This is a genomic window from Rickettsia slovaca 13-B, assembly GCF_000237845.1.
In the GTDB taxonomy this organism is placed as follows: Bacteria; Pseudomonadota; Alphaproteobacteria; order Rickettsiales; family Rickettsiaceae; genus Rickettsia; species Rickettsia rickettsii.
Genome location: NC_016639.1, coordinates 1,017,240 through 1,029,862, shown reverse-complemented (window position 1 = coordinate 1,029,862; position 12,623 = coordinate 1,017,240). Strand labels below are relative to the sequence as shown.

Genomic DNA, 12,623 nt, shown 5'->3' with positions numbered 1-12,623 from the left:
TTAGACGAGATGCCTAAATCTACTAATACGAGAAGCCATTAAAAATTATTTACGTGAACTAAAAGAAGATAGAGAAGATGCAGAAACTGCTTTAGCAAGAAGCAATAATAAAAGTGATAAATTACTTACTTCAGCAGAAGCAACGGAATTCTTAAAAAAGAAATATGGTTTATAAAGTATATGCTCTATTTCATTCCCGCGAAAGCGGGAATGAAATAGAGCCATGCGTGCGAGTTGGTCATAGAAGTGAAATTTATGATTAATTTAAAATGAACTATCGTCATATTTATCATGCAGGCAATTTTGCCGATATAGTCAAACATTTAGTCCTAATTAGTATTTTAGAACAGCTCAAGAAAAAAGAAAAACCTTTTGCGGTTTTAGATGCTTTTACTGGGCTAGGTCTTTACGATTTAAACTCGGAGGCGGCTTCTAAAACTCTAGAAAGCGATACGGGAATTAATAAATTACTGCAAGCTACCGATCCTATTCCTCAGCTCTTACAAACTTTTTTAAATATAATAAATATAGCAGGCAAAAGTCACTACCCAGGTTCACCTTTTATAATTAAGCAATTATTAAGACCAAATGATCGCTTAATTGCCTGCGAACTTCATCCAAGCGATTATTTAAGTTTAAAAAAATTATTACCAAATGATACGCATAATATAGATGCTTATAATGATATAGACCTAACACCACAAAGCTGGATAAATAGATTAAATAACATAGATATAGTTATTAATGTATCAGGTGTGTTAACGTCTAGTCATGCAATAATATTGGCAATGTTCATGTCAATGATCCAAAGGCTCTATTTAAGGCTTGCACCCTTACTAACGTACAAAGAATTATTCATATTTCAGCTCTTGGAATAGATAATGAAAAAAACACTGCTTATGCTTTAACTAAAAAAGCAGCTGAAGAATATGTATAAAAATTAGAAATATAGACTGGATAATTTTACAACCGTCTCTTGTTTACGCAAGCGGTTGTTATGGTGGTACCTCGCTATTTAGGGCTCTTGCAACATTACCGTATTTTATTCCTTTAATAGGTGATGGTTTACAACAATTGCAACCTATTCATATTGTGATGATTTAACGAAAGTAATTATTCACTGTATAGAAAGGGAAGGAAAAATCCACACATTATTAAAAATAGTTGGACCAGACATAGTGAACATGAAAGATACCTTGCTTGGATTCAGAAGATGGCTTGGAGTCATGGAAGACTAAAATTCCTTTAATATTCATTAAAATAGCAGCTAAATTAGGGGATTGTCTAAAAATAGGACCCATTAATTCTACTGCGTATAATATGTTACTTCAACCTAATATTGCTGATAAAAAAGATTTTATCGATTTTACTTCTATAATCCCTAGAAACTTGCAACAAGGTTTTGCAACCGAACCTTTAACCGTACAATCCATATGGCACGCTAGGCTTTATTTTTTAAAACCTATAATAAAAATTGTCTTAGGACTATTTTGGATAATGACAGGAATTATTTCAAGCATTTTTGTTTATGATGCTAGTATGCAAATTATAATATCACTAGGATTTGATAAACAAATAGCACCTTACATATTATATGGAAGCTGCTTTACAGATATTATTCTTAGAATTCTACTAATTATCAAAAATAAAATAAATAGGATATGTAGTTTACAAATTTTATTAATACTAGCTTATACTCTACTATTAACATATCTTAAGCCAATATTGTGGCTAGATCCGCTTGGTCCGATATTTAAAAATATTCCAGTAATATTACTTACTTTAGTATTCATGGCAATAGAACGAGATAAATAATGGATTATCTTTTTATAAAAACTATGCATATTATTAGCTCTACCACTTTATTTGGTACTGGAGTTGGTACTGCTTTTTTTTATGTGGTGGGCAAATAAAACCGGTGATTTGAATGCAACGGCATATGCAACTCGCACTACAATAGCTGATCTTCTTTTTACTACTCCAACTGTGATAATTCAACCGGTTAGCGGCATAATATTAGTAAATATGCTTGGCTATAATTATTTTGATTTATGGCTTACCTTAACTTATATCGGATACATAATCGCCGGTAGTTGTTGGCTTCTGGTGGTATGGATTCAAATTCCACTACGAAATATGGCACTTGAAGCATTAAAACCGCGAATTCCCCTACCGGAAAAATATTATAAATTATTTAAATTATGATTCTACCTAGGCTGGCCGGTATTTATCAGTTTGAGTATTATTTTTTTCTTAATGGTTTTTCTTAATGGTATTTAAACCGCTATAATACTAGTTTAGGATAAATTTTATACTAAATTAGTATTGTCCCGTGGTCAAGCCGGCGTTGTTGTGTGGATACCCACCCATCATTGCGAGCAGTCGTAGGTCTTGTTGCAGTCTTGTTTATGTCATTCCCGCGTAGGCGGGAATCCAGTACAACATATAAAAAACTTGTGTTGTATATGTTTACTTTATCACATGTGTAACTTCTTACATCAATATTGAAGTTATTTTTCTGGATTCCCGCCTACGCGGGAATGACATAGAGAAGCAATAATATTTACGCCGGTATATCTGCAATAATCGGTTGTTTTTTGTTTGATTTTGTAGAAATGAGAGAGGTCATTATCGGTTCGACTAAGCCGTTAACTACCTCTTTTGTAATAGTAACACGCTGTTTTTTTAGCTCGGCAACTTTATACATACTATCAAGCAAAAGATGCTCAAGTATTGAACGAAGTCCTCTTGCTCCCGTCTTTTTAGCTAGAGCTTTTTCGGCAATAGTTTCTAAGGCTGAATAATCAATTACAAGCTCAGCATCATCAAGCTCAAATTGTTTCTGATATTGCTTTACTATGGCGTTCTTAGGCTTAGTTAAAATTGTAATTAAAGCTTCTTTGTCTAACTCATCTAAAGTAGTAACGATAGGTAATCTACCGATAAATTCAGGAATTAAACCGAATTTAGTTAAATCCTCAATCTCTAGGGATTTAAGAATCTCACTATTATTTTTCTCTTTATCTATATTTACGTTAGCTGCAAAGCCTATAGAACTATGATTAGTTCTTGAGGTTATAATGCTATCAATCCCCATAAAAGCACCACCACAAATAAATAAGATATTTGCAGTATCTAACTGTACGAAATCTTGTTGTGGGTGTTTCCTACCGCCTTGAGGAGGCACAGAAGCAACTGTTCCTTCCATAATTTTAAGTAATGCCTGCTGTACTCCTTCACCCGATACATCCCGTGTAATAGAAGGATTCTCCGATTTACGGGCAATTTTATCAACCTCGTCAATATAAATTATACCTTTTTGTGCTTTTGCTATATTAAACTCAGATGCTATCAATAAACGTAGTAATATATTCTCAACATCTTCACCGACATACCCGGCTTCCGTTAAAGAAGTAGCATCCGCCATAGTAAAAGGTACGTCTAAAATTTTAGCAAGCGTTTGAGCAAGTAAAGTTTTTCCTGAACCGGTAGGACCGATCAGTAAGATATTCGACTTATTAAGCTCAACGTCATTATTGCCGGATTGTACATATTCAAGCCTCTTATAATGGTTATAAACCGCTACTGCTAAAATCTTTTTCGCTTGATCTTGCCCAACTACATAATCATTTAGAATGCCACATATTTTTTGCGGCGTTGGAATTGAAGAAGTAATTTGCTTTAAAGCAACTTTATTTTCTTCTTTCATAATATCTGTACATAAATCTATACATTCATCACAAATAAATACTGCAGGACCTGCTATCAGTTTTTTTACTTCATGTTGTTTTTTACTACAAAACGAACAAATCAATGCTTTTTTATCAGCTTCTACTACCATTAACTTTCTTTTTTATGTTTATTTTAACAATTCTTACTATAGTACTCTTGCGTATATATAATAATCTTTATGCTCATTTGCAACTATTTCGTATTTTTTAAGAATTCCTTCCCTAGCAAAACCGCATCTCTCAAGAAGATTAATTGAACGAAAATTATCAGTAATTACTGTTGCTTGTACTCTTATAATACCAATATAATCAGCAAATTTTAAAATATTCTTTATAGATTTTAACATCATACCTTGACCCCAAAAATGAGGATCTAGATCATAACTTATTTCTGCTCTATGATGCTCTAGATTTATTATATTAAAACCGGCAGTACCTATTAATTTATTATCGTCTTTAATGGCAATTCCCCAATAAAAACTTCTATGATTTTTATATAAACTAGACCAATAACGTATTTCCTCTCCGGCTTCTTCTACGTCTTTAGGCCTATTGCTATCAGTTATATAAATAGCCATTTCCGGCTTACTCATATAATTAAAATAATCTTGTGCATCCTCCGCGGCTAACTCTCGTAAAACTATATCGTTTAAATCAAGCACAGGAAAAGGGGCATATAAATGTCCTCTATTTATCATATATACTAACTATTTTTCTATATAATATAAATATTGCATATTCATATTATACAGAAGATTTTTAAATAATGAGTATACAAGGTGAACAACGGTTTCCACCTTGTATACAAATTTACTTCATATTATTTTATTATTAATTTTATGAGTATATATCTATAATTATACATACTTAATCGGGTCTTGTACATTATTCTGTTTAAAAGCATCAAGTCGTGCAATGCATGATAGACATTGACCACAAGATAAACCGTCTTCTGTTGGATCATAACATGATATTGTTTTACTATAATCTACTCCAAGCTCAAGCCCTTTTTTAATTATTTGCTCTTTGGTCATATTTATTAAAGGAGCATGGATAGTAATTTTTTCTCCATTTACTCCTACCCTAGTTGCTAAATTTGCCATTGCTTCAAAAGATTTTATATATTCAGGACGACAATCAGGATAGTTAGTATAATCATTAGTGTGTACCCCAATAAAAATATCTCTAGCTCCTATAACCTCAGCAACTCCTAGTGCGTAGCTTAAAAATATTGTATTACGTGCCGGTACATAAGTAACCGGTATGTCACTTGGTAATTGATCTGTGTTTTTAAATTTTGGTACATCTATATTATCATCAGTCAATGCAGAACCGATAAATGACTGCAAATCAATATTAATAACCCTATGTTGTTTTACATTATAATCTTTAATTAATCCTTGGATTTTTTGGACCTCCAGACTATTGCGTCTATGATAATTAAAACTTAGAGCATAAATTTCATAATCCGTTTTGCTAACTATCTCAAGAACCGTAGTAGAATCAGGTCCACCGCTTAATAAAATAACTGCTTTTTTTTTCATTGTTTTACCGATAAAGTTAATTTTTGAGATACTAAAGCATTTAAACTAATTTTTGCTCTAAGTGCTTCAAGTACTAAAGCTCGATGCACACGTTTATCTACTCTAACATTAAACTGTCCGCTATACTCTTTCCTAGACGGAGCTAAGGGGATAGATTGATTATGACTTATATAACTTTCTTTCATTAAAGTCCAAGCTTGTTGTAATTCTTGCAGTGCTTTTTCAGGCGAATTGCCAAAAGCTGATACATTCGGTAGCTCTTCAAACCTTGCTAGCCAATCTCCATCCGTATCTTTAAAAAGTTCTATAGTAAACCCATCAAATGTATCATTTGTTTTCATATTCATTTCCTTGTGCAAAGTTTAAAAATGGTCGAACTTGATATTCTTTTTCCATATTTCCAAAAGTGTGAATAGATAACCTATTTCCTTTGGGCAAGTACCAAATCTGATGGCTACCTTTTTGCCTATCTTTAACCCAACCGCACTTAGTCATTAAAGTATGAATCAGAGAAACTGAATCCTTTAGGATTTTGTTTAGCTTTCTTTATTTATAAGTTTTATATACTGATTCATGTTGTAACTATATATAGTTATAATATATAAGTCAAATAATATATGTTAATACAATAAATATTCTTGACTAACTCCTTCTGATAATCTAAATTTATGTTGTTAATTTATGGCGGGTGTAGCTCAGTTGGTTAGAGCATCAGGTTGTGGTTCTGAGGGTCGCGGGTTCGAATCCCGTCACTCGCCCCATATTTTGGAATTGTTGTGTGGTTACCAAATCATCATTGCGAAGAAAATTACAAAGTAATTGACGAAGCAATCCAGTAAAAAATGCTAAAATTAGTACTTTTTTGTTATTTTTCTGGATTGCCACGTCGCTTCGCTCCTTGCAATGACGATTTGACATCCATGCAACAACGCCTACAGTTGCTCGCAATGACATTTTTTTCTTATGGATATCAAACTTTTATATAGACTAGCTAAATATCTAAGGTTCTATAAAAAAGATTTGATCATCGTTATGATCTCTTTACTTAGCGTATCAGCTTCATTATTACTAATCGGTAGTGTTTTTAGAAATTTAGTTGATAAAGGCTTGAGCAAAGACCATATTTCATCGGTTGATAAATCTATATTATATATTTGTTTATTAATTATCATCTTAAGTATTGCTAGTTTTTTTCGTTCATATTTTATCAATAATGTTGCTGAAAAGGTAGTTAATCAAATAAGAAAAGAAGCTTATAGTAATTTAATTAATTATGAAATTGAAGAGTTTGAAGAACTAAAAATCGGCGATATAATTTCACGCCTAACAAATGATATAGATCAAATATCTACTCTCATCGTTAATTTCTTATCTTTTTTTATTCGCAATTCGGTGATGCTAATTGGCGGCATTACATTAATGTTTTTTGAAAGCTTTAAACTCGCTTCTATAGTAATTATTACCATTCCTATCTTATTAATTCCTTTAATTAAATTCGGCAAGCATGTTAAGGTTTTATCTAAAAAAGCTCTAGAATCTAAGTCACTTTTAGCATCGGATATTGATGAAACTTTTAATAATATTAGAGCTATTTATGCTTTTAACCATCAAATAAACAAAATTGCCGATTTTGACACTAAATTACAAAACTATTTAATATACTGCAAAACCCGTTTAAAAATTCGTGCTTTATTCTTTGCGATTTCAATAGCCGTTATATTTCTTGCGATTACTTTAGTCGTTTGGATCGGAGCTTCAGATATAGTGAAAGGTCATTTATCTGCGGGACAAATTATCTCGTTTATTTATTATGCGATTATCGCCGGAGTTAGCTGTGGCGGTATTTTTGAGCTACTAAGCGAAATGCATTTACCTGTTACAGCCCTTGAGAGAATAATTACAATTATAGATAAGACACCTATAGCACATAATAATTATTTAGAATTAAATAATTCCGATCCAATCTCGATAGAATTCAAAAATGTTGATTTTACCTATCATTCAAGACCTAATTTAAGGATTATTAATAATATGTCTTTGAAGATAAATGCCAATAAGTTTCTTGGTATTGTAGGTAGATCAGGTGCAGGAAAAAGTACTGTGATACAGTTACTGCTGCGTTTTTACCGGCAAGAAAACGGCACTATCCTTATTAACAATCAAGATATAACTCTTTTAAATCCTGCTGAAATTCGTAAATTAATTGCCTATGTTCCTCAAGAGGCTAGCATTTTTTCCGGCACTATAAAATCAAATATTATATTCGGTAATAATGAAGCAAGCGACGACGAAATAAATGAGATAATAAAAATTACAGGAATAGAAGAATTTGTTGCTAAACTTCATGACGGTATAAATGCTAAAATCGGTGAAAGAGGGGTTAGATTATCAGGAGGACAGAAACAAAGAATAGCTATTGCTAGAGCATTACTACGCATGCCGCAAATTTTGCTTCTTGATGAGGCAATGAGTGCTTTAGATACGATGAGCGAACAGAAATTACTAGAGTCTATAAAAAAAATAATGAGAGGGAAAATTATTATATCAATTGCCCATCGAATTAGTAGTATAGAATCAGCTGATTATATTTTAGTCATAGATAAAGGAGGAGTAGTTGCTGAAGGATCACATAATGATTTATCTAAAAACTCAGAAATTTATCGAAATATTTGCAGAGAGCAGTTAACAATATAAAGGGGTATGTCATTCCTGCGAAAGCAGGAATCCAGTCAACCTTAATGTCATACCACGACTTGAGCGTGGTATCTTAGGGCATAATCTGTGACACAAGATCCCGTGGTCAAGCCACGGTATGATACTGAACACTTTTTACTGGATTCCCGCTTTCGCGGGAATGACAATAAAGTATATAATTGATATATTTGTTACAATAAAAGTTCCTTAGTATAAAAAATTTAAATGTTTAATATAATTTAGCTTGAAAGCTGCCGTAGCTTTGTTATAATCGTAATTACAAAACAAAAAAGGTTTACAAAATGAAAAATTTATTAAAGATTTTATTAATTCTAACTTTCGCGAGCTCAGTATTTGCTTCATCAATGCAAATGCCTGCCCCAGCTTCAGTTACAACAACCCAAATACAAGCTATGAGTACTGACGATCAACAAGCTTGGGTTGCTAGTTTAACAGCAGATCAGTATAATATGTTAAGTCCTGATGTCCAAAAGTGGGTAATGGAGAATACTACCGATACTCAAAAACAAGCTTTAGGAATTAATCAGTAATATTTTAATTAATTTTTAAAATTGATAGGGGACTGTTAACAAAATAATTTTAATTGATAATTAAAAAGAATTTTTAGCGAAAATTAATAAGAGTTTTGAAGGAATAGTGTGAATCCTATTTTAAAAAAGCCTTATAATTTGCAGTAAAAATAAATTTAATTAGCTTTAAAATTTATTTTGTTAATAGTCCCACATGTTAGGAATCATTATTATTAACATATATTACTAAAAGTTTCTGCTTGCACTTCCTTTCAGTCTTCCTGTTATCGTGTCATGTATATACTCCTGATAAATAAAAATTGCTAGACGAGCATAAATATTCATTTATTCTTTCTTTAGTAAAACAATACACTAATTATTGTAAGCTATAAGAATATAGAAAGCTAATTTGTTGTGTGGCTTTGCTGCCATTCCTGCGTCCTTATTTATGTCATTCCCGCAAAAATGTTGTTGCGTGGATCGGTTTTTCCATCATTGCGAGAAAATTTACAATAATAAATTGATGAAGCAATCTTGGGAAGAATTCCTGAGATTACCATGCTCACTAACGTTCGCTCGCAATGACGACTTGGTATCTATGCAACAATGCCTCGCAGGGATGACATCGCGCAAGGCTTTCGGCTTCAATAATACTTTGCTAAAATAACCTCAAACTAACAATTAATTATGAAATTAATTATTACCGTAATCATCATGGAAATACTCGCTGGAGCGGAAATAGATTTATTCATTCCAAGTTTTCCTGAAATACAAGATACATTCAACCTTTCAACTTTTATGACAGAGTTACTACTTGGTGTTAATCTAACTGCTTATTGTATTACTTCGCTTATAGTCGGTAATTTAGGAGATAGGTACGGACGCAGACCGATTATTATACTCGGTTTACTGATTTTTAATCTTGGTAGTTTATTTTGTGTATTTGCAAATAATTATGCAGCTATATTATTTGGAAGATTTTTGCAAGGATGCGGGATATCATCGGTTGCAGTGCTAGTATATATTGTTCTTGCCGATATTTATTCGGTACAAGAACAGCAAAGATTCATGGGCATTTTAAACGGCACTATTGCCCTTTCTATGGCAATAGCACCGGTTATAGGTAGCTACGTCAATTTATTTTGGGGCTGGCGTGGCAATTTTGTTTTGTTGCTTATAGTAGGTTTGATCAGCCTAATTCTTGGTATATTATTCATTCCAAAAAGAGAAGTTAATAAAAAAATACGTATTTCTTTAAAAGAATATATACCTATCTTCAAATCGCCAAAAGCTATATATTATATACTTACAATGATATTTCTTGCACAAGGATATTGGATATTTATTGGGATTGCTCCTATTTTATATATGCAAGATTTAGGTGTAACTTTAGAATATTTCGGACTTTATCAAGGAGCAATGGCAGCTCTATTCTCAATTATGAGCTTTTCAAGCGGTTATTGCTTTAAAAAATTCGGTATTAAAAATTGCTTCTATTTTGGAGTTATATTTATAATACTATTCCTACTAGGCAATAGCATATTAGTTGTATATAATATTAATAATCCTTTAACCATAACAATAGTTACTTTATTATTATCTCTTGGCGTGATATATCCGATTAACATATTATGGCCATTGCTTTTAGAAGCTATTCCGGACGGTAAAGCTCGTATGACGGCTATTTTCACTGTGGCTAGATTGATTTTAACGGCATTTGGGCTGCAATTAGTAGGATTTTTATATAACGGTACTTTTACTCCTCTTGGCATTACTATATCCAGTGTTACACTATTTGGGTTAGTAACATTACCTAAATTATTTAAGTATGATAAAGTCTTTGAGATTTCTAGTAACGTGTAGATGTCTTTATGTCATCAATTGTGTCGTCATTGCGAGGAAAAACTGTAAGTGTTGACGAAACAATCTCAGGAATTTGTTATTATTTAATAAGATTGCCACGCAGCCTACGGCTGTTCACAATGACAAAAAAGCTGATTCACACAGGAATAACCTAGAAACGGATGTAAGAAAAAATAAACAAATGATCAATAACAATTTTATCTTCAAGATAGCTTTCAGATATTTTAGAGCTAAGAAAAACGAAAAGTTTGTTTCTATTATTTCTGCCTTTTCTTTAGTGGGCGTCATGATCGGCGTTGCAGCATTGATAGTAGTCATGTCCGTTATGAACGGTTTTCATATAGAGCTTACTAAAAATATTATCGGCTTAAATGGGGATATAGTGATAAATCGGCAAGGTGGTAGTATTGATAACTATGAAGAGATTAAAGCCAAACTCCTAAAACAAGATTATGTAAAACATGTAACATTCATTGCTCACGGTCAAGCTTTGGCTCTTGGTAAAAGTAATAATAGCGGTGTGCTTGTTAAAGGTATGAAATTAAAGGATCTAAGTGTAAGAAATGAAATTTTTAAAAATGTAAATTTTGGTAGTTTTGATAATTTTCACGGCAAAAACGTAATAGCACTCGGAGAACAATTAGCAAGCAATTTAGGCGTAACCGTTGGGGATAAGATTAGATTAATTTCACCGAATAATTCAGTTTCTACCACCTTTGGCAGTATGCCAAGATCAAAAGAATTTAAAGTTATAGCAATTTTCAATAGCGGTATGTATGATTATGATTTGACAACGATATTAATGCCGCTTACCGCAGCACAAAATTTCTTATCTCTCGGCAACGATATTAATTTAATCGAAATTAATAGTCTAGATCCCGATAAAGCTCTCACATATTCACATAAAATACAATCACTCTTAGGTCCAACCCTATATGTATTTAATTGGCAAACCTTAAATTCACAATTTTTAAGTGCTCTTGCTGTTGAGCGTACGGCTATGTTTACTATTCTATCTTTAATTATTACGGTTGCCGCATTTAATATTATTTCAAGCTTATTTATGCTTGTTAAAGATAAAACTTCAGATATTGCAATTCTTAGAACTATGGGAGCAAGCACTAAGCAAATAATGCTTATTTTTATCTATAACGGAATGTTTATAGGATTACTTGGCACAACACTAGGTGTAATCCTTGGTGTTACCTTTTCTTATAATATTCAAACTATCAAGAATTATTTGGAGCGTATAACCGGTACTAAAATTTTCGAGGCAGCTATTTATTTTCTTTATAGTTTACCTTCAAAAGTAAGAGCTGAGGATATTATTTTAATTACCTCTTTATCTATAATATTGTGTTTTCTTGCAACAATTTATCCTTCTTATAGAGCCTCAAAATTAAATCCCGTGGATGCCCTAAGATATGAATAATACAGTCCTCATTTTAAAAAATATCTCAAAACATTACAGCCAAGGCAAAACTATTGTTAGAGTACTAGATGATCTTAATCTAACGGTTAATGAAGGTGAATTAATCGCTATAATAGGTTCTTCAGGTAGCGGCAAATCAACTTTACTACATATTGCCGGCTTGCTTGATAAACCTACAAAAGGTCAAGTCATCATACCAAATAGCAAGTATCAAAAATATCATCTCATTCGTCTTCATTATTTAGGTTTTATCTATCAACAACATCACTTACTTAAAGATTTTACCGCTCTTGAAAATGTTATTATGCCAAGGCTTATTAGTGGTCTTGATCAAAAAGAAGCAATAGAAGATGCAACAAAGATATTAGATGATTTAGGGCTTGGGAAAAAACTCTATAATATGCCTGGAGAATTATCGGGAGGAGAAAAACAACGGGTCGCTATAGCTCGGAGCTTAATTAATAAGCCGAAAATTATTTTAGCAGATGAACCGACAGGTAATTTAGATCCCAAAACTACAAATGAAGTATTTAATTTATTTTTAAAAGTAGCAAGAGAACAAAATACCGCAATTATTATGGTAACACATAACCATGAATTAGCACATAAAATGGATAAATTATATAAGCTAAAGCACAGATTATTAAATATAGCTTGATTTAAAGCTCAAAAATTCTAATAATTATATGTAGGTTCTGTGAAGATTTCTAAAAAGATTTAATTTTGGCTCTTTTTTGCTGCAAATTATAAGATTTTTTTGAAATATGAATAACTATTCCTTCAAAAACCTTATAATTTTTGCTAAAAAATATCTTAAAATAGCAAATCA

General features: G+C 32.0%; 13 protein-coding genes, 1 tRNA gene and 1 pseudogene. 9 read left to right on the top strand and 6 right to left on the bottom strand.

Annotated features, from left to right (window positions below; genetic code table 11):
- Nucleotides 1-45: 45 nt before the first annotated feature.
- The gene (locus RSL_RS09610) at nucleotides 46-225 is read right to left on the bottom strand and encodes a hypothetical protein (protein WP_014419923.1); all 180 of its coding nucleotides are present in this window, start codon (nucleotides 223-225) and stop codon (nucleotides 46-48) included.
- A gap of 44 nt (nucleotides 226-269) precedes the next feature.
- Between RSL_RS09610 and rlmJ the strand changes: the two are divergent.
- From rlmJ to RSL_RS05635, 3 genes and pseudogenes are all read left to right on the top strand, one after another.
- Nucleotides 270-689: pseudogene (gene rlmJ / locus RSL_RS05645) on the top strand (23S rRNA (adenine(2030)-N(6))-methyltransferase RlmJ); the annotation flags it as partial.
- Nucleotides 690-1,200: 511 nt separating this feature from the next.
- Nucleotides 1,201-1,815 carry a DoxX-like family protein gene (locus RSL_RS09605; RefSeq protein WP_014419922.1) on the top strand — a complete coding sequence of 205 codons (615 nt, stop codon included), beginning with the start codon at nucleotides 1,201-1,203 and terminating at the stop codon, nucleotides 1,813-1,815.
- 81 nt (nucleotides 1,816-1,896) lie between these two features.
- On the top strand, nucleotides 1,897-2,205 hold the full coding sequence (locus tag RSL_RS05635; RefSeq protein WP_004997675.1) for a DUF2269 domain-containing protein: 309 nt from the start codon (nucleotides 1,897-1,899) through the stop codon (nucleotides 2,203-2,205).
- A 358-nt stretch (nucleotides 2,206-2,563) separates the two neighbouring features.
- On the opposite strand, the gene clpX is transcribed toward RSL_RS05635, so the two are convergent.
- The 5 genes from clpX to RSL_RS08190 form a co-directional block, all read right to left on the bottom strand.
- Nucleotides 2,564-3,841, bottom strand: coding sequence for an ATP-dependent Clp protease ATP-binding subunit ClpX (clpX, locus tag RSL_RS05630; RefSeq protein ID WP_014273740.1), 1,278 nt, complete (start codon nucleotides 3,839-3,841; stop codon nucleotides 2,564-2,566).
- A 36-nt stretch (nucleotides 3,842-3,877) separates the two neighbouring features.
- Nucleotides 3,878-4,429: a GNAT family N-acetyltransferase gene (locus tag RSL_RS05625; protein ID WP_014273739.1), complete on the bottom strand. Its 552-nt coding sequence runs from the start codon at nucleotides 4,427-4,429 to the stop codon at nucleotides 3,878-3,880.
- 159 nt (nucleotides 4,430-4,588) lie between these two features.
- Nucleotides 4,589-5,275 carry a 7-cyano-7-deazaguanine synthase QueC gene (gene queC / locus RSL_RS05620; RefSeq protein WP_014273738.1) on the bottom strand — a complete coding sequence of 229 codons (687 nt, stop codon included), beginning with the start codon at nucleotides 5,273-5,275 and terminating at the stop codon, nucleotides 4,589-4,591.
- Nucleotides 5,272-5,616 (bottom strand): type II toxin-antitoxin system HicB family antitoxin, encoded by a 345-nt coding sequence (locus RSL_RS05615; RefSeq protein WP_012151206.1) that lies wholly within the window; start codon nucleotides 5,614-5,616, stop codon nucleotides 5,272-5,274. Before RSL_RS05615 ends, queC begins: the two co-directional genes overlap by 4 nt.
- Nucleotides 5,603-5,770, bottom strand: coding sequence for a type II toxin-antitoxin system HicA family toxin (locus tag RSL_RS08190; RefSeq protein ID WP_014419921.1), 168 nt, complete (start codon nucleotides 5,768-5,770; stop codon nucleotides 5,603-5,605). Before RSL_RS08190 ends, RSL_RS05615 begins: the two co-directional genes overlap by 14 nt.
- Nucleotides 5,771-5,959: 189 nt before the next feature.
- Here RSL_RS08190 and RSL_RS05610 point away from each other — a divergent pair.
- The 6 genes from RSL_RS05610 to RSL_RS05585 all read left to right on the top strand — a co-directional run bounded on the left by RSL_RS05610 (nucleotide 5,960) and on the right by RSL_RS05585 (nucleotide 12,452).
- Nucleotides 5,960-6,036: transfer RNA gene (locus tag RSL_RS05610), tRNA-His, on the top strand.
- 202 nt (nucleotides 6,037-6,238) lie between these two features.
- On the top strand, nucleotides 6,239-7,969 hold the full coding sequence (locus RSL_RS05605) for an ABC transporter ATP-binding protein (RefSeq protein ID WP_014419920.1): 1,731 nt from the start codon (nucleotides 6,239-6,241) through the stop codon (nucleotides 7,967-7,969).
- A 302-nt stretch (nucleotides 7,970-8,271) separates the two neighbouring features.
- Nucleotides 8,272-8,520, top strand: a complete 249-nt coding sequence (locus RSL_RS05600) for a DUF2673 domain-containing protein (protein WP_004997643.1) — start codon at nucleotides 8,272-8,274, stop codon at nucleotides 8,518-8,520.
- A gap of 666 nt (nucleotides 8,521-9,186) precedes the next feature.
- A complete protein-coding gene (locus tag RSL_RS05595) occupies nucleotides 9,187-10,362 on the top strand; it encodes a multidrug effflux MFS transporter (protein WP_014273735.1) in 1,176 nt (391 codons plus the stop codon).
- 181 nt (nucleotides 10,363-10,543) lie between these two features.
- Nucleotides 10,544-11,794 carry a lipoprotein-releasing ABC transporter permease subunit gene (locus RSL_RS05590; RefSeq protein ID WP_014419919.1) on the top strand — a complete coding sequence of 417 codons (1,251 nt, stop codon included), beginning with the start codon at nucleotides 10,544-10,546 and terminating at the stop codon, nucleotides 11,792-11,794.
- On the top strand, nucleotides 11,787-12,452 hold the full coding sequence (locus RSL_RS05585; RefSeq protein ID WP_014273733.1) for an ABC transporter ATP-binding protein: 666 nt from the start codon (nucleotides 11,787-11,789) through the stop codon (nucleotides 12,450-12,452). Before RSL_RS05590 ends, RSL_RS05585 begins: the two co-directional genes overlap by 8 nt.
- Nucleotides 12,453-12,623: the final 171 nt, after the last annotated feature.